Consider the following 21,282-nt stretch of genomic DNA (forward strand, 5'->3'; position numbering starts at 1 on the left):
TGTCAGCCAAAAGCCCTGATGACGCCGGGCTTAAGGCTGCGACATTACCGCGATTCAGGCGTGGCTGACAATTAGTTTGTCTTACGCCAGCCGATGAGCCAGGTGACGAAACCCGCCGCCATTAACAGGGCCGGGAAGAAATCCCAGTCCGGACGACTCAGCAATACGGCAGTACCGCTTAACAGCAGGGTCGCGCCGACGCCGAACAGATAGCGCGCTTTATGATGGCGCGTCCGCTGGGCGTGCATATCGTGGGTCAGCTTATCGACGCTGTGCTGCAAAAGTTTATGGTGCCGCATGCTTTCATAGAAAAGCTCCGGCAGTTCCGGCAGCTTCTCCGCCCAGAATGGCGCTTTCTCTTTTACGGCGCGCAGAATCGCAGGCAGACCAATCTGATCTTTAATCCAGTCCTCAAGGAATGGCTTTGCGGTTTTCCACAAATCGAGCTGCGGGTAGAGCTGACGACCAATGCCTTCAATATAAAGCAGCGTTTTTTGCAGCAGCACCAGCTGCGGCTGGACTTCCATATTGAAACGGCGCGCGGTGCTGAACAGGTTCAGCAGCACATGGCCGAAAGAGATCTCCGCCAGCGGCTTTTCAAAGATAGGTTCGCAGACGGTACGAATGGCGAACTCAAAATCTTCCACGTTGGTGTCGGGCGGCACCCAGCCTGAATCAACGTGCAGCTCTGCCACTTTGCGGTAGTCGCGGTTAAAGAAGGCGATAAAGTTTTCCGCCAGGTAGCGCTTATCCTCTTTATTCAGCGAACCGACAATGCCGCAGTCGATGCCGATATATTGTGGATCTTCCGGATGGTCATAGCTGACGAAAATATTGCCGGGGTGCATATCGGCGTGGAAGAAGCTGTCCCGGAAAACCTGGGTAAAGAAGACCTGCACGCCGCGCTCGGCCAGCAGCTTCATATTGACGCCGTGCTGCTCCAGGGTCGCCACGTCGGAGATGGGGATGCCGTAAATGCGTTCCATCACCAGCATCGTCTCGCTGCAGTAGTCCGAGTAGACCTCCGGCACGTAGAGCATGCGGCTGTCTTCGAAATTACGGCGCAGCTGAATGGCGTTGGCTGCTTCACGCAGCAGGTTCAGCTCGTCGATTAACGTCTTCTCATAGTCGCGCACCACTTCCATGGGACGCAGACGACGCCCGTCTGGCAGCAGACGCGGCACCCAGCGCGCCAGGCGGTAGATCAGCTTCATATCCGCCTTGATCACCGGCAGGATGTCCGGGCGAATCACCTTGATCACCACTTTTTTGCCGGTGGCTTTCAGGGTAGCGGTATGCACCTGGGCGATCGACGCTGACGCCAGCGGTTTGATATCGAAATCGTCAAACCAGGTTTCAACCGGACCGCCGATCGACTTTTCAATTTGCTCTTTGGCTTTCACGCCGTCAAAAGGCGCGACGCGATCCTGCAGGATGGCGAGCTGATCGGCAATAACGGGCGGAAAAAGGTCGCGACGCGTTGAGAGCATCTGACCGAATTTAATCCAGACCGGTCCCAGCTGCTCCATTGCCAGTCGCATACGGACGCCAATCTCTTCATCTTTATGACGATTGGGGATCCAGAAAATAGTGCGACGCCAGAGGCGCAGCGGGATGGTAAGGCGCATGCGGGGGATCAGTTCATCAAGACCGTAGGTCAAAAAGATCCTGATGATGAAATACAAACGGCGAATCTCTCCAAATGTCATTTCGCCTCCAGCTGCGCTAAACGCGCATTCAGCGCATCAAGCGAACGTTCCATCGCGTCTACCTCCTCAGAAAACCACGCCAGTTCCAGCGCGCCCGGCGCGACGCGCCACTCTTCGGTTAATGCCTGCCCCAGATAATCCTGACGACGTGAGACCTCGCCACGTAGCCGCCGCACAACGCGCTGCGCCGCCTGGCTGACGCCCTGCGCGGCGATATCGCCGATCCAGGGCGCGAGATATTCGGCCGGATCCAGCTCTGCCAGATCGATCAGCGCGGAAAAGCGCTGCACAACCTGCAGATCGCCTTCGACCTGCAGCTCGCCGCTGCGGATCAGGCTGGTCAGCTGCTGGCGGTCGCGCAGCTTCGGCAGGGTCTTCAGCTGCGTAATCACGGTGCAGTCGCTGCTGTCCTGCCAGTCGCTCAACACATCGAGCTGCTGTTCGCTAAAGACCAGCACCAGCGGATGGGAAAGCTCCTCAAGACGCAGCGTCAGCACCTGTCCCACCAGTCGCTGGCGAGCGGCTTTCAGGCTGCGATCGCGATAGAGCATGCGGTTTAGCGCGGTCTCAAGACCGGCGGTAATCAAGGGCGTCAAGCGCATCACCATATCCGGTTAAAACTTAAATCCACGATGCAACGCGACGATGCCGCCGGTCATGTTGTAATAAGTAGTGTTCTCGAATCCGGCGTCGTTCATCATCGCCTTCAGGGTTTCCTGATCGGGATGCATACGGATCGACTCCGCCAGATAGCGGTAGCTTTCAGCGTCCTGCGCCACCAGCTGACCGACGCGCGGCAGAATATGGAATGAGTAAGCGTCGTACGCCTTGCTGAGCGGATCGAGCACCGGTTTGGAGAACTCCAGCACCAGCAGACGTCCGCCTGGCTTGAGCACGCGGAACATCGACGCCAGCGCCTTCTCTTTGTCGGTCACGTTACGCAGCCCGAAAGAGATGGTGATGCAGTCGAAATAGTTATCCGGGAAGGGCAGCGCTTCGGCGTTGGCCTGCACATAGCTGACGTTGCCGACTACGCCGAGATTGCGCAGCTTGTCGCGGCCCATTTTCAGCATCGAGCTGTTGATATCCGCCAGCACGACCTGGCCGTTATCGCCGACCAGACGGGAAAACTTTGCCGTCAAATCGCCGGTGCCGCCCGCCAGATCCAGCACGCGCTGTCCGCGGCGCACGCCGCTGCTGTCGATGGTAAAACGCTTCCAGATGCGATGGATGCCAAACGACATCAGATCGTTCATCAGGTCATATTTCGCCGCTACGGAGTGAAACACGTCCGCGACTTTGTCAGCCTTTTCGCTTTTGGCGACCGTCTGAAAGCCAAAATGGGTAGTTTCCTGCTGTGATTCATCTGCCATCGGTTTTACCTGTTCCACAAACAATACTTCCCGAAGTGTATCAGAGTCAGGGTAGTCAGGCACGCGACGACCCGCTTATTCATGGAGCCGCCTTACGCGCGCTTCCATTGTTGCGACGTCGTCGTCGGGCGTCTCCTCGTCGTCCCATGCCTTTTCCGGCATAGCCTGCTCGACTAACTGCGGATTAATTGACCGTTTAACTTCAACGCCCAGGGATTTAAACGCCTCGCTCTGCGCGATCAGGTTGCCGCGCCCTTCCGCCAGCTTTTTCATCGCCTCGCGGTAGCTGTTATGCGCCTTGTCCAGATTATGGCCGATGCCGGTCATATCATCGACGAATAGCCGCATTTTGTCGTACAGGCGCGCCGCGCGTTCGGCGATACGCTGAGCGTTGCGGCTCTGATGCTCGTAGCGCCAGAGATTATTAATAGTACGCAGCGCTACCAGCAGCGTAGTCGGGCTGACCAGCATAATGTTCTGCTGCAGCGCCTCGCTGATCAGCTCCGGCTGACGGTCGATCGCCAGCAAAAACGCCGGCTCCACCGGGATAAACATCAACACATAATCGAGGGAGCGTAAACCGGCAAGTTGTTGATAATCTTTACGACTCAGCAGGCGAATATGGCTGCGTACTGCGGCGACGTGCTCCTGCAATGCCTGTTCGCGCGTCGCCTCATCTTCCGCGTTGAAGTAGCGCTCATAGGCCACCAGCGTCATCTTGGCGTCGACCACCACATCTTTGCCCTGCGGCAAACGCACGATCACATCCGGTTGCATTCTCCCCTGCTGTTCCGACTGTAAACTCACCTGCGTCTGATATTCATGACCTTCGCGCAGGCCTGAAGCCTCCAGCACGCGGCTCAGCACCACCTCGCCCCAGTTGCCCTGAATTTTGTTGTCGCCCTTCAGCGCCCTGGTCAGGTTGATCGCCTCCTGCGCCATCTGCGCGTTCAGCTGCTGCAGCTGACGGATCTCATGCGCCAGCGTGTGACGCTCGCGCGCTTCCTGACCAAAGCTGTCGTGCACCTGACGACGAAAGCCGTCCAGCTGTTCACGCAGCGGGCCGATCAGGCTGTTCAGGCTCTGGCGGTTCTGTTCGTCGACGCGGCGGCCGCTGTTTTCGAAGATGCGGTTGGCGAGATTTTCAAACTGCGCGCTGAGGCGCTGTTCGCTGTTGGTGAGCAAACGCTGCTTCTCCTCGGCGGCGAAGCGCGTCTCTTCAAGGCGGATGGTCACTTCGCGCAGTTCAGCTTCCTGCGCGCTGTTGACCTCCAGCTGGTTGCGCAGTTCGCGGTTAAGCTGTTCGCATTCGCCGCGCCAGTAATCGAGCTGTTGCAGACGCTCCTGCGCACCGCTCAGCGAGCCGTGCAGCTGGCGCAGCTCTTGTTCGCGCTGCTGAAGCTGCTGCTGGAGCTGTTCAAGCTGCTGCTGTTGACGCTGCTGCGCCTCCTGCTGCAGGCGGCGCTCGGTGGCGAAGCTGGCCGCCTGATGGCTGGCGCGCAGCTGCGCCAGCATCCAGCCGATACCCAGTCCGGCGAGCGCCAGACAGGCGCTGATAATAATCTGCTGATCCATAATTCCCTCGCGACGCGCGTTGCTGGGAAGAAAGTAGAGTCGCACTGTATGAATGTCCAGACTATTTTCAGTCCGGAAAAGGATTTACAGCGCTTTTACCTGCAGGTCGCCTGCTTTCCAGGCGTCAGTTAAAAAGAACGGCATCGGCATTATCCATTCATCGCCGGTTACCCGCGCCGGATAAACAAAGGCGCTGCCGCCGTAAGTCAGTTCTACAGGCTGCATCTCGCCCTCTTTCACCGTCGCCTTGCCTGCCATGCTGGCGAAACCGGCGTTGCTGCCGACGTGGAAGTTGTCCATTCGCCAGCGCACCGGCGCATGCGGCGGCCAGGGCTGCGCCTGATGAAAATGAAAAATCTCGTCGTGGCTGAGCAGGCTCTCCCGCACCGTCGGCCACAGCGCCACCTTCAGGAAATATTGATCGGTAAAGCGCGCGCTGCCGCTATAGCGGGCGATAAAGTCGCGCATCGCCTGCGCCATATTGCTGAAGACGCCGTTGCAGCCGCCCCACATGCCCGCCAGCAGCAGCTCGGTATGAGAAAAATAGTCGCGCATATGGTGGAACCAGTATGGCGAAGCGAGCCAGGCGTTTACCGCCGCTGCTTCACGCTCCGACAGCAGCGAGTCGGCGTCACGGATAATGAAGCGTCTGACGCTGGGGTCGTCCATTACCAGAAAACGCCACAGCGTCGGGTAAATCGCTTTTTCCTGCGACATATCGATCAGCGTGACGTGCGGCTGCTTGAGACGCTGCCACACATGCTGCGGCACGCTCTCATCCAGATAGATGCGACAGGTCCAGCCGGGATAAAGCGCCTGCGCGACCTCAACGTTTTTAATCAGGGTTTCGCAATAGCGCGGGTGGCTGCCATAAAGGCTGAAGGCGATTACGTTCTGCTCGGGCCGGGTGAGATCGACAGGTTCAGGCCGCGCCGCCGGAAAGGCGAAACGCTGGCCCTGGCGGAAACGCGCGTCCGCGCCGTTGAGCGATTCCAGACCATATTTCGCCAGCTCATCTTTTTTACCCATCCAGCCGCACAGCTCCGCCAGACCATCCAGCCAGGTTTCCGATGCGGTTGCGCGCACCGCGGGCGGCGCCTGATATATCTTCTGATAGATCTTGTAAGACTTGTTGTACTGACCAAGCCGCAGCAGGCAGAGCGCATAGTCGCTCAGCACCTGCATCTGACTGGGCATCGCGCGCAGCACCTCTTCACAGCACCGGGCGGCGGCGGCGTAATCCTGCTGCGCCATATGCTGGCGGAAGCGCGCGGCGGCATGTTCAAGACGCGCCTGCATGACGGCGGGGGAAGCGGTTAAGGCCGGTTTTTGTCGGGGCGGAGTCTGGCGCATCGGGCGGTCCTCGCTTTTGCTGTAAAGAGCAGAGGCAGCGCGCGCGGGCGCGCTGCCTGAAAAGCGTTATAACAAACGGCGCGCCGCTTCGACCACTATTTTTACCGCATCGCTCTCGGTCTGCTTCATGGTGGCTGCATCCGGGATCTCTTTCTGGGTACGGTTGACGATAACGCCCGCCACCATGCCCGCGCGCAGTCCCTGGCTGGCGCACATCGTCAGCAGCGTAGCGGACTCCATCTCATAGTTGAGCACGCCCATCTGCTGCCACTCTTTCATTGAGCCCTGAAAGCGGCTGACTACGCGGCCAGAGAAGGTGTCGTAACGCTCCTGGCCCGGATAGAAAGTATCGGACGATGCGGTAACGCCGATATGGGTCGTGGCGCCGCTCGCCTCCGCCGCCGCGACTAGCGCGGTGGTACAGGCGAAATCGGCTACCGCCGGAAACTCCAGCGGCGCGAAGTGCTGGCTGGCACCGTCGAGACGCACCGCGCCGGTGGTGACCAGCACGTCGCCGACGTTAATGTGCGGCTGGATCGCGCCGGTGGTGCCGACGCGCAGGAAGGTGCGTACGCCAAGCTGCGCCAGTTCTTCCACTGCGATAGAGGTCGAAGGCCCGCCGATGCCGGTCGAGCAGACGACGACGGGTTTGCCGTCCAGCTTCGCCAGCCAGGAGGTGAATTCCCGGTGCGATGCCAGCGGCTGGGCATCCGCCATCAGTCCGGCAATTTTTTTTACGCGCTCCGGATCGCCGGGAACGATAGCAAGGGTCGCGCCCTGCAGATCGGCTTTGGTCAGGCCAAGATGGAAAACGTCAGACATAGCAAACTCCTGAACAGGGAAGTGAAGCGCGCCACTCTACGTGAGCGCAGCGCAAATTTGTGTGATAACAATCACCATCAAAAATGAATGTTACATTTTATCAGTCCACAAACGAGACCTTTGTCACATAACTCATCCATTCAGAGCGCCATTGCTACAAGCTGTATGCGCCAGGGTTGGCAGCAATGTTAAAGAGAAGAGTGTTTTTACTCGCTTCCTGCTCTGTTCCCCACCTCTGGCTCAGACGTCATCTGGCCAGGCTATAGTTACGTGATTGCGCTACTGCCAGCACGGAGAGAAAAATGAAAACCGAAGACAATATGGCACAAAAATCATCGACGGGCGGTTTTGCACCCGCAGTACAGCCGACCGCCTCAACCACTATTCACACCGACAGCCCGGATATTCAGGCTGGCGAAACCTCGGTGCCGAGCCAGGGCGAAAATATGCCCGCCTGGTACGCCAGACCCAAAGAGGCCAGCGGACCGCTGCCAGTGGTGCTGGTGGTGCAGGAGATCTTTGGCGTGCACGAGCATATTCGCGATATCTGTCGCCGCCTGGCGCTGGAAGGCTATCTGGCCGTCGCGCCGGAGCTTTACTTCCGCGAAGGCGATCCGAATGATTATCACGATATCCCGACGCTGTTCAGTGAGCTGGTAAGCAAAGTGCCGGATACACAGGTACTCTCCGATCTCGACCATGCCGCTAACTGGGCGGCGCGCAACGGCGGCGATATTCGCCGCATGGGCATTACCGGCTTCTGCTGGGGCGGCCGCATCAGCTGGCTTTACGCCGCGCACAATCCGCAGCTGCGCGCCGCCGTCGCCTGGTATGGCCGTCTGATCGGCGAAAAAACCATGAAGCAGCAGAAGCATCCGATCGATATCGCGGTAGATTTAGGCGCGCCGGTGCTGGGCCTCTACGGCGGCCAGGATGAGGGCATTCCGCTGGAGAGCGTAGAGCAGATGCGCCAGGCGCTGCATGCCGCTAACGCTAAAGCGGAGATCGTCGTTTATCCCGACGCGGGCCATGCGTTCAACGCCGACTACCGTCCGAGTTATCACGCCGAGTCGGCGCAGGATGGCTGGGCGCGTATGCTGACATGGTTTAAGCAGTTCGGCGTTGTCTGATTTCGCCATACAAAAAGGGGGCGCATAGCGCCCCAATATCAACAACACACAGCAAAATCAGGCGGTTTCGCCGCGCAGTTTCTTCGCCGCTTCCACCATGTTCGCCAGCGCCTGACGGGTTTCCGTCCAGCCGCGCGTTTTCAGCCCACAGTCCGGGTTAACCCACAGACGCTCTCGCGGAATGCTCTGCGCCGCTTTACGCAGCAGGTTTTCCATCCACTCAACGCTCGGCACGTTGGGCGAATGAATATCGTAAACGCCGGGGCCGATTTCGTTCGGATACTCAAAGGCTTTAAAGGACTCCAGCAAATCCATATCGGAACGTGAGGTTTCGATGGTAATAACGTCCGCATCCAGCGCCGCGATAGCGTCCATGATGTCATTGAACTCGCAGTAGCACATATGGGTGTGGATCTGCGTGTCATCTTTCGCCACGGCAGCGTTAAGACGGAAGGCGTCTACCGCCCACTTCAGGTAGGCCGCCCAGTCGGACTGGTGCAGCGGCAGCCCCTCGCGCAGCGCCGGTTCGTCAATCTGGATAATGCCGATGCCCGCCGCTTCGAGATCCGCCACCTCGTCGCGCAGCGCCAGCGCGATTTGCTTCGCAATGGTTTCGCGCGATACGTCTTCACGCGGGAAAGACCAGCAGAGAATAGTCACCGGGCCAGTCAGCATCCCTTTTACCGGCTTGTCGGTAAGCGACTGCGCGTACTTCGCCCACTCCACGGTAATCGGCTGCGGACGGCTAACGTCGCCGATAATGACCGGCGGCTTGACGCAGCGCGAGCCGTAGCTCTGTACCCAGCCGTTTTGCGTGAACACAAAGCCGTCGAGGTTTTCGCCGAAGTATTCCACCATATCGTTACGCTCAGCTTCGCCGTGAACCAGCACGTCGAGACCCAGACGCTCCTGCTCGAGGATCGCCTGCCTGATATGTTCCGCGATGCCGGTGCGGTAGTTGCCGCCGTCGATGTTGCCTTTCTTGAAGTCGAGACGCAGACCGCGAATTTCAGGAGTCTGCGGGAAGGAGCCGATGGTAGTGGTCGGCCAGGCGGGCAGATTAAAACGGTTGCGCTGCTTGCTGGCGCGTTCGGTATAGGGACTTTGACGCTCGGTATCCTGCGCCGAGATCGCCGCCAGACGCTTGCCGACCGCAGCATTGTGTACGCGGCTGGAGTGAGCGCGGTTGCGGATCGGCGCGCTCCAGGCCTCCAGCGAGGCCGCGTCGTTGTTATTAAGCGCATCGCTCAGCAACTTCAGCTCGCCGCATTTTTGCAGCGCGAAGGCGAACCAGCTTTTCACTTCGTCATCAAGGCGCGTTTCAACACTCAGATCGATCGGACTGTGCAGCAGCGAACAAGAGGAGCCGATCCACAACTGGTTGCGCTTGCCGACCAGCGGCTGCAGACGCTCGAACCAGCGGCTCAGATCGGCACGCCATACGTTACGGCCGTTGATGACGCCGAGCGACAGCAGCCACTCCGCGGGCAGCTGCTGATTGAGCAGGTCGATATCGTCGTGACCATGCACCAGATCCACATGCAGCCCCTGCACCGGCAGGTCGCGGATCACGTCAAGATTCTGGCCGATACTGTCGAAATAGGTGGTCAGCAGCAGCTTCACGTTGCCCTGCAGCGCGCTATAAGCGGGTTTGAACGCGTCGCGCCACGCCTGCGGCAGTTCCAGCGCCAGCGCAGGCTCATCAATCTGCACCCACTCAATATCGCGTTTTTTCAGCTCGGCCAGTACCTGCTGATAAACCGGCAGAACGGCATTCAGCAGCGACAGACGATCAAACGGCTCGCCTTTGACTTTGCCTAACCAGAGCCAGGTCACCGGGCCGAGCAGCACGGGTTTCACCTTATGGCCCAGCGCCAGCGCTTCGTCCACTTCGTCCAGCAGCTGCGTCCAGGTCAGTTTGAACTGCTGACCTTTAGTGAACTCCGGCACGATGTAGTGATAGTTGGTGTTAAACCATTTGGTCATCTCACCGGCCGCTGCCGGTTCACCGGTCGGTGCACGGCCGCGTCCAATGCGGAACAGCGTATCGAGATCGACGGAGCCGTCTCTATTCTGATGGCGTGCCGGTACGTTGCCCAGCATCAGGCTGGTGGTCAGCACATGATCATACCAGGCGAAATCGCCGACCGGCACCAAATCAACGCCCGCCTCCTTCTGCTGCTGCCAGTGACGGGCGCGCAGCTCACGGCCCACGGCCAGCAGCGCTTGCTGAGTGACATTGCCCGCCCAGTAGCTCTCCTGCGCTTTTTTCAGTTCACGACGCAGACCGACGCGGGGAAAGCCAAGGGTGTGGTTCAGAATAGTCATTTGCTCTTCTCCAGTAATCTCTCTCTTAGGCTTCGCCTGGAAGCCAAAGGATGTTTAGCCGTCCAGATGTTTACACCGCTATATTCTGCGGGTAGTGTATGTTCCTCAAGCGCAAATTGTTCAATCTCGATGTGAAGGACTCTCATGATCGAACTCAAGCACCTGCGGACGCTTCAGGCTCTGCGTAATACTGGCTCGCTGGCCGCCGCCGCCGCGCAGCTTCATCAGACGCAATCCGCGTTGTCTCATCAGTTCAGCGATCTCGAACAGCGGCTGGGATTCCGCCTGTTCGTGCGTAAAAGTCAGCCGCTGCGCTTCACGCCGCAGGGCGAGATCCTGCTACAGCTGGCGGAGCAGGTGCTGCCGCAGATCCAGCAGGCGCTGCAGGCGTGTCACGAGCCGCACCAGGCGACGCTGCGCATCGCGATTGAGTGCCACAGCTGCATACAGTGGCTGACGCCCGCGCTGGATAATTTCCGCCAGAGCTGGCCGCAGGTGGTGATGGATTTCAAATCGGGCGTCACCTTCGATCCGCAGCCTGCGCTGCAGCAGGGCGAACTGGACGTGGTGCTGACCTCGGATATCCTGCCGCGCAGCGGCCTGCACTACACGCCGATGTTCGATTTCGAGGTGCGGCTGGTGCTGGCGCCGGATCATCCGCTGGCGCAGATTGAACACATTACGGCGGAGGATCTGGCGCAAGAGGTGTTGCTGATCTATCCGGTACAGCGCCAGCGGCTGGATATCTGGCGGCATTTTCTTCAGCCGGCGGGCGTCAGCCCGGCGCTGAAAAGCGTCGACAACACGCTGCTGCTGATTCAGATGGTATCGGCACGCATGGGTATCGCCGCGCTGCCGCACTGGGTCGTAGAGAGCTTTGAAAAGCAAGGCTTAATCGTCACGAAAACGCTGGGCGAAGGTTTGTGGAGCCGCCTCTATGCCGCCGTTCGCGACGGCGAGCAGCGTCAGCCGGTACTGGAAGCCTTTATCCGCTTTGCACGCCAGCACGCTTGCGAACATCTGCCGTTCGTGCGCGATGCCGCGCATCCCGGCGCGATTTTGCAACGCTGAGCCGCAATTTCCCCTATAATGCGCAGCCTGTTAAACGACCATGAGAAAATCTCACCATGACCAATAACGATATTTTGCGCAGCGTGCGCTTTATGCTGGATTTAAGCGATGCCAAAGTGGTGGAGATTTTCGCACTGACCGACTGCGAGGTCGCGCTGAGCGACGTGCAGGCCTGGCTGAAAAAAGAGGATGACGCCGCCTATAAAGCGCTGCCGGACGTGCTGATGGGCTACTTTCTTAACGGCCTGATTTTCTTCCGCCGCGGCAAAAGCGAAGATGCGCCCGCGCCCTCCATCGAGCGTCGGATGAACAACAATATTTTTATGAAAAAACTGCGTATCGCTTTCGATCTGAAGACCAGCGATATTCCGGCGGTGCTGGCTAAAGCCAACTTCTCGGTTTCCCAGGCGGAAATAGGCGCGATTTTCCGCAAGCCGGATCATAAAAACTATCGCGAATGTGGCGACCAGATTATGCGGAATTTTTTAAAGGGCCTGACGCTGACGCTGCGCCCGACGCAGGCGGCGAAATCAAAATAATCCCAACCTCAGTCAGGGCGTGAAGCCTGTCTGGCCCCTGCCCTGACTGTCGGCGCTAGTTATTGCGTACTACCCAGCGCTTATGCACATACAGCGAGGCGAAAATCACCAGCGCCCCGGCGATAAAACTGGGCCAGTGCGGCTTCTGCTGCCAGATAGCCAGATTGACCAGCAGTCCCGCCGGAACGTGCATATTGTTCATAATGCCCAGCGTGCCCGCATCCACCTGCGTGGCGCCGTAGTTCCACATAAAGTAGCCCAGCCCTGACGCCGCCACGCCCAGCCAGACCAGAATGCCCCACTGTAGCGAGGTGGTCGGCAGCTTCGCGGCGTTGCCCCAGAGACACCAGGCGATAATCGCGATCAGCACCGCGCCGAGATAAAACCAGGAAAAGGCGGTGTGCTGCGGCATTGGCCGGGTTTCCTGGAGACGCTTGTAACCCACCATACCTACGGCAAAGCAGATATTCGCCAGCTGCACCAGCAGCAGACCCAACCAGAAATGATCGCTGACCTTGTCATAGCGAATAATCGCCGCGCCCGCGACCGCCAGCAGCGCGCTGAAGGCGTAGCCAATACGCAGCGGCCGCTTGCTGATCAGATCATAAATCAGGGTGACATAGAGCGGCGTCATGACGGTAAACAGCAGGAACTCCGATACGCTGAGGTAAAGGTAAGCCTCGAAGCTGATCAGATACATGATGCCAAGCTGAAGCATGCCCACCAGCATATAGAGCAGCAGCGTGGACGGACGGTAGCCGCGCCAGCGCAGAAAGGGTAAAAACACCAGCGCCGCCAGCGCCAGGCGCATCAGAACGGAGAACCAGGTATCTACCTGCCCCGCCAGATATTCTCCGATCAGGCTAAACGAAAAAGCCCAAAGAATGGTGGTAACGATCAGTAACAGCACAGCGTCAATCCTGAAAAAAGAGAGAGGCGGCTAGTGTAATCAATGTCCTCTGCGCACGCGGCGCTTTTTGGTTGACAACTGTTCACAAACAAGACGTTTAGCGTGCATTGCACCCGATCGTTTTATCAGCCATGCGCGTTTAACACCTCTGTGTGAATTTAACTCGACGTGATTGTCATAAAAGTGTAACAAATGTGTCAACTGTCACAGCCAGCATGCGCGAAAAACGCCATAATAAACGCGAAAAGGAACATGGCGGCGCAACCTCTGGGCATATCCGCTCATTTCCATTTCCCATAACGACAATACCGCCTGGGAGGGCAGCTATGCTGAGTATCTTTAAACCCGCGCCTCATCGACCGCAGGTAGCGGACGATCAGGTTGATCCTTTATATCGCCGCCTGCGCTGGCAGATCTTCTTCGGGATCTTCTTTGGCTACGCCGCCTACTATCTGGTACGCAAAAACTTCGCGCTGGCGATGCCCTATCTGGTAGAGCAAGGCTTTTCGCGCGGCGATCTCGGCTTTGCGCTTTCCGGCATCTCTATTGCGTATGGCTTTTCGAAATTCATTATGGGTTCGGTCTCGGATCGCTCTAATCCGCGTGTCTTCTTGCCTGCCGGACTGATCCTCGCTGCTGCGGTAATGCTGATAATGGGCTTCGTGCCCTGGGCGACCTCCAGCATTATGGTGATGTTCGCCCTGCTGTTTATTTGCGGCTGGTTCCAGGGCATGGGCTGGCCCCCCTGCGGACGCACTATGGTGCACTGGTGGTCGCAGAAAGAGCGCGGCGGCATCGTCTCGGTGTGGAACTGCGCCCATAACGTCGGCGGCGGCCTTCCGCCGCTGCTGTTCCTGCTCGGCATGGCCTGGTTCAGCGACTGGAAAGCGGCGCTCTATATGCCCGCTTTCGCCGCCATCGCCGTGGCGCTGATCGCCTTTGCGCTGATGCGCGACACACCGCAGTCCTGCGGGTTGCCGCCCATTGAGGCGTACAAAAATGACTACCCGCTGGACTACAGCGCCACGCATGAAGAGGAGCTGACGGCGAAGCAGATTTTCACCCAGTATGTGCTGCCCAATAAGCTGCTGTGGTATATCGCGCTGGCCAACGTCTTTATCTATCTGCTGCGCTACGGCATTCTCGACTGGTCGCCAACCTATCTGAAAGAGGTGAAGCACTTCACGCTGGATAAGTCTTCCTGGGCCTACTTCTTTTACGAGTACGCCGGGATCCCCGGCACGCTGCTGTGCGGCTGGATGTCGGATAAAGTGTTCAAGGGGAACCGCGGCGCGACCGGCGTCTTCTTTATGACGCTGGTAACCATCGCCACGGTAGTCTACTGGTTTAATCCGGCGGGCAATCCCGGCGTGGATATGGCCTGTATGATCGTGATCGGCTTTTTGATTTACGGCCCGGTGATGCTGATCGGTCTGCATGCGCTGGAGCTGGCACCGAAAAAAGCGGCGGGCACCGCAGCAGGCTTTACCGGCCTGTTCGGCTATCTCGGCGGATCGGTCGCGGCCAGCGCCATTGTGGGCTATACCGTCGACTTTTTCGGCTGGAACGGCGGCTTTCTGGTGATGGTGGTGGGCTGCGTACTGGCGGTGATCCTGCTGCTGTTAACCATGATTAATGAACGCAAACACAAGCAGCAACTGGCGTCATAACTAAAGGGGCCGGCATCGCGCCGGCCCTTTGGCCGTCAGGATAAAAACAGCGTGCGCAGCGTATGCGGCACGGCGTCTTCTGCATTGCTGCCAATCACTTCCAGTTCAGGCAACGTATCTTTCAGCCGCTGATGGGCGTTGCGCATAATGCAGCCTTTGCCCGCCATGCTCAGCATCTCTACATCATTCATGCCGTCGCCGAAGGCGATACACCCTTTTAGCGAGTGCCCAAGCTGTTTCGCCACCGCTTCCAGCGCATGCCCTTTCGACACGCCGCCCGCCATCACCTCCAGGCAGGTAGGCAGCGAAAAGCTGACGTTGACGCGATCGCCCCAGCGCGCCTGCAGCGCCAGCTCAAGCGGAATGAGCGCGTCGGGATCGTCGCTGGTGAAAAAGACCTTGCTGATATTATCGCCGGGCAACATGCCTGGCTCATAAACCTGATAAGTGAATACGGACTCGCGAAAATAGTCCTGTTCCGCCGGATGCGCGCGGCTCATAAACCACTCATCGTCGCGGTAGACGTGCGTCAGGATAGCGGGACTGGCGTAGTGCAGCTCGTAAAGCTCCAGCGCGATATCTTCGTCAAGGTTGTGGCTGAACACCAGCTCGCCCTCGGCATTGTGCACGCGCGCGCCGTTAGAGGTAATCATATAAGCGGGAATGCCCAGCTTATCGCGCATCTGCCCCACGTCGATGTAATGGCGTCCGGTAGCGAAAACAAAGTGGATATCGCGCGCCACCAGCTGTTGCAGAGTATCGTGCGCGTAAGGCGTCAGGCGATGTTCAGGAGAGAGCAGCGTGCCATCCAGATCGGATGCGACGATTTGAAACATGAAAACCTCAGGTATTGTTTTAGGCCGTAGCCGGTAAGGTAGCGATTCGAATTACGGGTGCGCCTCGAAAAAATCGACCAGCGCGTTGAGCGCCTCAGCGCGCATGGCATCTTTTTCAAACAGGATTTCATGGCGCGCTTCTTTAATCAGGCGCGTCTCGCATCGATGACCCGCCTGCGCCATCGCCGCGCAGAAGAGATCCTGCGAACGGTTATCCACCACGCGGTCGTCGCCCGCCTGCAGCAGCAGGACCGGCGTAGTGATAGTGTTTGCCACGCTCAGGATATTGCGCCCGGCATGGATGCCTTCACGTACCCAGTGATAGGTCGGGCCGCCCACGCGAATAGCGGGATCGTCAGCGTAAAAGCGCAGGCTACGGCGGTAGCGCTCCGCACTGTGCGTCAGGCGATTGATGCCGAACGGATGGGCACGCCAGCGCCCGGTGCCGAGCGCATACCCATCGCGGATCGCCGGTCGCTTTTCCGCCCAGTCGAGGATGCGGTTCGCCAGGAACGAGGGCATCGGCAGCGCGATGCCGAACATCGGCGCCACCAGCGTTACGGCGTGAAACGCCTGCGGCTGACGCGCCAGAAACAGCGCCAGGATCGCGCCGCCCATCGAATGCGCCAGCGCGTAACGGCGCTGGTAATGACCACCGACGATCTCTTTCAGGTAGAGAGTCTCTAAGTCATCTACGTAGTGCGTGAACTCCACGACATGGCCGCGATGGGTATCCTGCAGCAGGCGATCGGAACGTCCCTGCCCGCGATGATCGAGGATTACCACGTCAAAGCCGCAGTGAAACAGGTCATATGCGAGTTCAGGATATTTGACGTAGCTTTCAATACGTCCAGGTACGATAAGAATAACGCGCTTATGTTGCGGTGCAGTGAAACGCACATAGCGCAGCGTAACGTTTTCCACGCCGATAAATTCACGCTCTTCGCGGCGGTGCCAGAAGTCGAGCAGCGGACCGTGCGCAAAGGCGGCAAAGGCTTTTTCCCGATTGAGCCAGCTCGCTTTATGTCGTTCCATCCAACCCCCTGCAGATGCGCGATTAAAGAGTAACAGGCTGCGCATGCAGCCCGTAGCGCCGCGCTTGTTTCTGGCGTATTGTGTCACATTTCCGCCCAGACAGGGAGCGCAACCCATGACCACTGAATGGTGGCTGACCTACCTTCTTACTACCACTATCCTCAGCCTGTCGCCGGGCTCCGGCGCGATTAATACCATGAGCACCGGCATCAGCCACGGCTATCGCGGCGCAGCGGCCTCTATTAGCGGTCTGCAGCTTGGGCTGGCGATTCATATTGTGCTGGTGGGGATCGGTCTGGGCGCGCTCTTTTCGCAGTCGCTGCTGGCGTTCGAAATTCTGAAGTGGGCGGGCGCAGCCTATCTGGTGTGGCTCGGCATTCAGCAGTGGCGCTCTGCAGGCGCGATCGATCTGGATGCGGTAGCCAAAGCGATGCCGCGCCGCCGCCTGTTTAAGCGGGCGGTACTGGTGAACCTCACCAACCCGAAAAGCATCGTGTTTCTCGCCGCGCTGTTTCCGCAGTTCATCCTGCCGCACCAGCCGCAGGCGATGCAGTATCTGGTGCTCGGCGCGACCACCATTGTCGTCGATATTATTGTGATGATTGGCTACGCCACCTTAGCCACGCGCATTGCGGCATGGATCAAGGGGCCGAAGCAGATGAAGCTGCTGAACCGTATTTTCGGCGGATTGTTTATGGCGGTCGGCGTGCTGTTAGCCAGCGCCAGAAAAATCGCATGAAGGTGTAACGAGAGCACCAGGAATAAGAGCCGTCGGCGGCGCAGTCAGATTTCGGGCGGACAGCGCGCAGTCACCGCAGCGTACTTTGAGTACGTGAGGATGACGAGCACTGCCCGCCCGCAAGCTGGCCAGTAAGCCAGGCTCTAGCGTGAAAGGATAAGGTGAATGCCGAAACCGGCGAATAACACGCCCGCCACGCCATCCACCCATTTTGCCGCACGCTGATACTTGTCGCGCATCCACGGCAGAGCGAAAATCGCCGCCACCAGCGTAAACCATGCAAAGGTTTCGCCAACGATCAGCAGAAACAAGCCCCAGCGCTCCAGCGCACCGACGTCGTTGCCGACGAACAGCGAGAATACGCTGCCGAAGTAGATAATCGCTTTTGGATTGGAGAGGTTGGTGAGAAAGCCTTTCAGAAAACTTCTGCCTTTTTTCGGCAACTCTACCACCGGGGCATCCTGCACCGGCTGTTTATGGCGCTGACGCGCCGAGCTGAGCAGCTGCCAGCCCATCCACAGCAGATAGAGACCGCCGCCGATCATTATAATCTGATGCAGCCACGCCATTTTCTCCAGGATCAGGTGCAGCCCCATCAGCGCGACGCCCGCCCAGATAACGATCCCCAGCGTAATGCCCAGCACGCCCATCATCGCCTCTTTGCGCGAGCGGCTGGCGGCGGTTTGCGAAACGAAAAAGAAGTCCGGGCCGGGGCTCATCAGCGCAACCAGATGCACCAGCGCGACCGTAGCAAATAACATCAGCATGGGTAGTATCCTTTACTCTTCATCAAGATGCTCTTTGATCATTACCAGGAAAGGTTTGCCAAAGCGCTCCAGTTTGCGGTGGCCGACGCCATTGACGCTCAGCATCTCCGACGCCGTGACCGGCATCTGCTCTGCCATCTCAATCAGCGTGGCGTCGTTAAACACCACGTAGGGCGGAATGTTCTCTTCGTCGGCGATGGCTTTACGTAGCTTGCGCAACTTGGCGAACAGCTTGCGATCGTAATTGCCACCATAAATTTTCGGCGAGCTGCTGCTCTTCGGCTTCGCCGCGTTCAGACGCGGCACCGCCAGCATCAGCGGCACTTCGCCGCGCAGCACCGGGCGCGCCGCTTCTGTCAGCTGCAGCGCGGAGTGCATGGCGATATTCTGCGTCACCAGCCCAAGATGGATCAGCTGGCGCAGCACGCTGACCCAGTGTTCATGGCTCTGCTCGCGGCCGATGCCGTACACCGGCAGCTTGTCATGGCCCTGCTCGCGGATGCGCTGGTTGTTAGCGCCGCGCAGCACTTCCACTATATAGCCCATGCCGAAACGCTGCCCGACGCGATAGATGCTGGAAAGCGCTTTCTGCGCCTCGACCAGGCCATCGTAACGCTTCGGCGGATCCAGACAGATATCGCAGTTGTCGCACGGCTGCTGGCGTCCTTCACCGAAATAGTTAAGCAACACCAGACGACGGCAGGTTTGCGCTTCGGCGAACGCGCCCATGGCGTTAAGCTTATGGCGTTCTATATCCTGCAGCGGACCTGGCGCTTTCTCTTCCAGGCATTTGCGCAGCCACGCCATATCCGCCGGATCGTAAAGCATCATCGCTTCGGCCGGCAGCCCGTCGCGTCCGGCGCGACCGGTTTCCTGATAGTAGGATTCGATATTGCGTGGAATATCAAAGTGCACCACGAAGCGCACGTTGGGCTTGTTGATGCCCATACCGAACGCGACCGTCGCCACCACGATCTGCAGATCGTCGCGCTGAAACGCCTCCTGCACGCGCGCGCGCTGCGCGCTGTCGATGCCCGCATGATAGGCGCCAACGCTCAGCCCGCGGCTTTGCAGACGCGCGGCGGTGTCTTCCACTTTGGCGCGGCTGTTGCAGTAGATAATGCCGCTCTTGCCGCGCTGATCCTGAACGTAGCGCAGCAGCTGCTCGGTGGGCTTGAACTTTTCCACCAGCGTGTAGCGAATATTGGGACGATCGAAACTGCTGATCTGAATCAGCGGGTCCTGCATATGCAGCAGGTGCACAATGTCGTTGCGCGTGGTTTCGTCGGCGGTGGCGGTCAGCGCCATAACCGGCAGCTGCGGGAAACGCTGGCGCAGCTGGCCCAGCGCGCCATATTCGGGACGGAAATCGTGACCCCACTGCGAAATACAGTGCGCCTCGTCGACCGCCAGCATCGCAGGCTGCCAGTGCGCCAGGTTCTCGAGGAAGTTGTCCATCATCAGACGCTCAGGCGCGATATAGAGCAGCTTGACGCGGCCGGTGCGGCAATCCGCCATTACCTGCTGCTGCTGCTCGCGCGTCATGGTGGAGTTGAGGCACGCTGCCGCCACGCCGTTCGCCAGCAGCTGATCCACCTGATCTTTCATCAGCGAGATCAGCGGCGACACCACCAGCGTCAGCCCGTCTTGCACCAGCGCCGGGATCTGATAGCAGAGCGATTTACCGCCGCCGGTGGGCATAACGACCAGACAATCCCGTCCGCTCAGCGCCGCATTGATAATGGTTTGCTGACCGGGACGAAAATGCTGATAGCCGAAGGTATCCTGCAATACCTGCTGCGCCAGCGACTCCTGATTATGTACTACCGAGATTGCCACTGTATTCCTGTTGTTTTCCGGAGAGTCAGAACAGATCGTTTAGCATGACGCCGACGCCGACACGCGTCTGGCGATGGTTGTAGTCGATAAGCGACTCGCCATAACCGCTAAACACCTGGGTATAGAAACGAACGTGTTCGCTGAGCGGATAGCTCCAGCCCAGCGTCGCGCCGCCAAAGCCGGTGTTCCAGTTGTAGTTGCCTTCCACGCTGAAGATATTCTCACCGGCGATATAACCCAGTTTAAGACGGTAGTAGCCCATATATTTAGTAATATCCGGGTTATCGTCTTCACTGTCCGGTATGCGATACCAGGGTTTTACTTCGGCGAGGAAGTTGCCGTTCTGCGCCATCAGGCGCGCGTAGACGCGGTTCCAGCTGCGCGACGTCGGATCGCTGCGGCCGTTGGACTGGTGATTAAAGCCCATTTCAACATCGCGCAGCGTCCAGCCGGCGAAGTCATAATCCGTAGCCCAGCCGAGGAAAATCTGCGGCTCGTAGTTGGTTTCGCGAAACGGCGACGACTCGCCGCGGTTCGACAGCTGCCACCAGGAGCGCTGCGTATAGGAGGCCGCCAGTACGGAGTTATCCCCCAGAATACCGCGCCACAGCGGAAATGCCAGACTGAGCTGAAATTTCACTTCATCTTTGCGCGCGTTATCCGCCCAGTTATATGAGGAGATCGCCTCTTTATTCATGTTGCTGGTATAGGTATAGAGCAGATAGTTGCTCTCATACGGGTAGAGCACAAACGGATTGTCGTGCTGCTCCAGCAGGTTGGCGATAATGCTGCCGCGCACCTGAGGGGTGTCGTGGACATCTTTAACGGTGGCTTCCTCAGCCTGCGCCAGCGCAGGAAATAACAGGGCGGCTGCTAACAAGGCGCGATGCTTGCGCATAACTTTCTCCGATGAAGGCTGCGTGTCAAATGAATGGGGAGTCATAAAAAGGAGGCCATTCTACACGCAAAATGCGGTGAAGATGAGCGCTGATTTCTGAAACTGGAAACCCCTTCGCGCGCGGCTTAGAATACACAACTCGTTAACATTTCGCGCCGCTAAAGGCGTGTTCGCAGGAATCTCGTCATGTCATCAGTGCTGCTGTCTCAGCATGAAGCCCGCCGGATGGTGGGCGAAATCTTTGTTTATCATATGCCCTTCAATCAGGCGCTCGGCCTGGAGCTGGATCGGCTGGAGAGCGACTACGCTGAAATCAGCTTCGCCAGTAAAACCATGCTCATTGGCAATGCGGCGCAGCAGATCCTGCACGGCGGCGTTATCGCCTCGGTGCTGGATGTCGCCGCCGGTATGGTCTGCGTCAGCAACGCCCTGACGCGCGCGGAGACCATTAGCGAAGAGGAGCTGCGTCAACGTCTCTCGCGCATGGGCACCATCGATATGCGTGTCGACTATCTGCGCCCCGGCCGCGGCGAACGCTTTACCGCCACCAGCAGCCTGCTGCGCGCCGGGAATAAGGTGGCAGTGGCGCGCGTAGAGCTGCATAACCAGCAGGGCGACTATATTGCCACGGCGACGGCGACCTATTTGATTGGTTAATCGCGGGCGCCATGCGAGAATCGACTTTTTG

The 21,282-nt window shown here is 58.5% G+C and carries 19 protein-coding genes; 6 read left to right on the forward strand and 13 right to left on the reverse strand.

What is annotated here, in order from left to right:
* Positions 1-71: 71 nt before the first annotated feature.
* From ubiB to udp, 6 genes are all read right to left on the reverse strand, one after another.
* Positions 72-1,709: a ubiquinone biosynthesis regulatory protein kinase UbiB gene (gene ubiB, locus EKL29_RS19290; RefSeq protein WP_120457882.1), complete on the reverse strand. Its 1,638-nt coding sequence runs from the start codon at positions 1,707-1,709 to the stop codon at positions 72-74.
* On the reverse strand, positions 1,706-2,311 hold the full coding sequence (locus EKL29_RS19295; RefSeq protein WP_120457884.1) for an SCP2 domain-containing protein: 606 nt from the start codon (positions 2,309-2,311) through the stop codon (positions 1,706-1,708). Before EKL29_RS19295 ends, ubiB begins: the two co-directional genes overlap by 4 nt.
* Positions 2,312-2,323: 12 nt before the next feature.
* Positions 2,324-3,082 (reverse strand): bifunctional demethylmenaquinone methyltransferase/2-methoxy-6-polyprenyl-1,4-benzoquinol methylase UbiE, encoded by a 759-nt coding sequence (gene ubiE / locus EKL29_RS19300; protein ID WP_120457886.1) that lies wholly within the window; start codon positions 3,080-3,082, stop codon positions 2,324-2,326.
* A 75-nt stretch (positions 3,083-3,157) separates the two neighbouring features.
* Positions 3,158-4,657, reverse strand: coding sequence for a DNA recombination protein RmuC (rmuC, locus tag EKL29_RS19305; RefSeq protein WP_126690468.1), 1,500 nt, complete (start codon positions 4,655-4,657; stop codon positions 3,158-3,160).
* Positions 4,658-4,741: 84 nt separating this feature from the next.
* Positions 4,742-6,010 carry a lipopolysaccharide assembly protein LapB gene (locus EKL29_RS19310; protein WP_120457890.1) on the reverse strand — a complete coding sequence of 423 codons (1,269 nt, stop codon included), beginning with the start codon at positions 6,008-6,010 and terminating at the stop codon, positions 4,742-4,744.
* Positions 6,011-6,076: 66 nt separating this feature from the next.
* Positions 6,077-6,832, reverse strand: a complete 756-nt coding sequence (gene udp / locus EKL29_RS19315) for a uridine phosphorylase (protein WP_081137960.1) — start codon at positions 6,830-6,832, stop codon at positions 6,077-6,079.
* A gap of 302 nt (positions 6,833-7,134) precedes the next feature.
* Between udp and EKL29_RS19320 the strand changes: the two genes are divergently transcribed.
* Positions 7,135-7,962 carry a dienelactone hydrolase family protein gene (locus EKL29_RS19320; protein ID WP_120457892.1) on the forward strand — a complete coding sequence of 276 codons (828 nt, stop codon included), beginning with the start codon at positions 7,135-7,137 and terminating at the stop codon, positions 7,960-7,962.
* Between the two features lie 57 nt (positions 7,963-8,019).
* On the opposite strand, the gene metE is transcribed toward EKL29_RS19320, so the two are convergent.
* Positions 8,020-10,290 (reverse strand): 5-methyltetrahydropteroyltriglutamate--homocysteine S-methyltransferase, encoded by a 2,271-nt coding sequence (metE, locus tag EKL29_RS19325; RefSeq protein ID WP_126690469.1) that lies wholly within the window; start codon positions 10,288-10,290, stop codon positions 8,020-8,022.
* Between the two features lie 144 nt (positions 10,291-10,434).
* On the opposite strand from metE, the gene metR reads away from it, so the two are divergent.
* Positions 10,435-11,361: an HTH-type transcriptional regulator MetR gene (metR, locus tag EKL29_RS19330; RefSeq protein WP_126690470.1), complete on the forward strand. Its 927-nt coding sequence runs from the start codon at positions 10,435-10,437 to the stop codon at positions 11,359-11,361.
* Between the two features lie 56 nt (positions 11,362-11,417).
* Positions 11,418-11,900: a DUF1456 family protein gene (locus EKL29_RS19335; protein WP_120457899.1), complete on the forward strand. Its 483-nt coding sequence runs from the start codon at positions 11,418-11,420 to the stop codon at positions 11,898-11,900.
* A gap of 55 nt (positions 11,901-11,955) precedes the next feature.
* Here the strand turns inward: EKL29_RS19335 and EKL29_RS19340 are convergent, their stop codons facing one another.
* On the reverse strand, positions 11,956-12,810 hold the full coding sequence (locus EKL29_RS19340; RefSeq protein WP_120457902.1) for a carboxylate/amino acid/amine transporter: 855 nt from the start codon (positions 12,808-12,810) through the stop codon (positions 11,956-11,958).
* 326 nt (positions 12,811-13,136) lie between these two features.
* On the opposite strand from EKL29_RS19340, the gene glpT reads away from it, so the two are divergent.
* The gene (gene glpT, locus EKL29_RS19345; protein WP_126690471.1) at positions 13,137-14,480 is read left to right on the forward strand and encodes a glycerol-3-phosphate transporter; all 1,344 of its coding nucleotides are present in this window, start codon (positions 13,137-13,139) and stop codon (positions 14,478-14,480) included.
* A 35-nt stretch (positions 14,481-14,515) separates the two neighbouring features.
* Here the strand turns inward: glpT and yigL are convergent, their stop codons facing one another.
* Both yigL and pldB read right to left on the reverse strand, forming a co-directional pair.
* Positions 14,516-15,316 (reverse strand): sugar/pyridoxal phosphate phosphatase YigL, encoded by an 801-nt coding sequence (gene yigL, locus EKL29_RS19350; protein ID WP_120457907.1) that lies wholly within the window; start codon positions 15,314-15,316, stop codon positions 14,516-14,518.
* A gap of 51 nt (positions 15,317-15,367) precedes the next feature.
* Positions 15,368-16,351 carry a lysophospholipase L2 gene (gene pldB, locus EKL29_RS19355; protein ID WP_120457909.1) on the reverse strand — a complete coding sequence of 328 codons (984 nt, stop codon included), beginning with the start codon at positions 16,349-16,351 and terminating at the stop codon, positions 15,368-15,370.
* 115 nt (positions 16,352-16,466) lie between these two features.
* On the opposite strand from pldB, the gene rhtB reads away from it, so the two are divergent.
* Positions 16,467-17,090: a homoserine/homoserine lactone efflux protein gene (rhtB, locus tag EKL29_RS19360; RefSeq protein ID WP_120457911.1), complete on the forward strand. Its 624-nt coding sequence runs from the start codon at positions 16,467-16,469 to the stop codon at positions 17,088-17,090.
* A gap of 143 nt (positions 17,091-17,233) precedes the next feature.
* On the opposite strand, the gene rhtC is transcribed toward rhtB, so the two are convergent.
* Genes rhtC through pldA form a run of 3 tightly spaced genes read right to left on the reverse strand, consistent with a single transcriptional unit; the run spans position 17,234 to position 20,594 of the window.
* A complete protein-coding gene (gene rhtC, locus EKL29_RS19370; RefSeq protein WP_120457915.1) occupies positions 17,234-17,857 on the reverse strand; it encodes a threonine export protein RhtC in 624 nt (207 codons plus the stop codon).
* 12 nt (positions 17,858-17,869) lie between these two features.
* Entirely contained in the window at positions 17,870-19,696 is a 1,827-nt protein-coding gene (recQ, locus tag EKL29_RS19375) for an ATP-dependent DNA helicase RecQ (protein ID WP_126690472.1), read from the reverse strand.
* Positions 19,697-19,721: 25 nt separating this feature from the next.
* Positions 19,722-20,594, reverse strand: a complete 873-nt coding sequence (gene pldA / locus EKL29_RS19380; RefSeq protein ID WP_126690473.1) for a phospholipase A — start codon at positions 20,592-20,594, stop codon at positions 19,722-19,724.
* A gap of 186 nt (positions 20,595-20,780) precedes the next feature.
* Here pldA and EKL29_RS19385 point away from each other — a divergent pair, with 186 nt between their 5' ends.
* On the forward strand, positions 20,781-21,251 hold the full coding sequence (locus EKL29_RS19385) for a thioesterase family protein (protein ID WP_120457922.1): 471 nt from the start codon (positions 20,781-20,783) through the stop codon (positions 21,249-21,251).
* Positions 21,252-21,282 lie beyond the last annotated feature (31 nt).

Origin of the sequence: Pantoea sp. YU22, from assembly GCF_003970755.1 — a bacterium.
GTDB classification, from domain to species: Bacteria; Pseudomonadota; Gammaproteobacteria; order Enterobacterales; family Enterobacteriaceae; genus Pantoea; species Pantoea piersonii.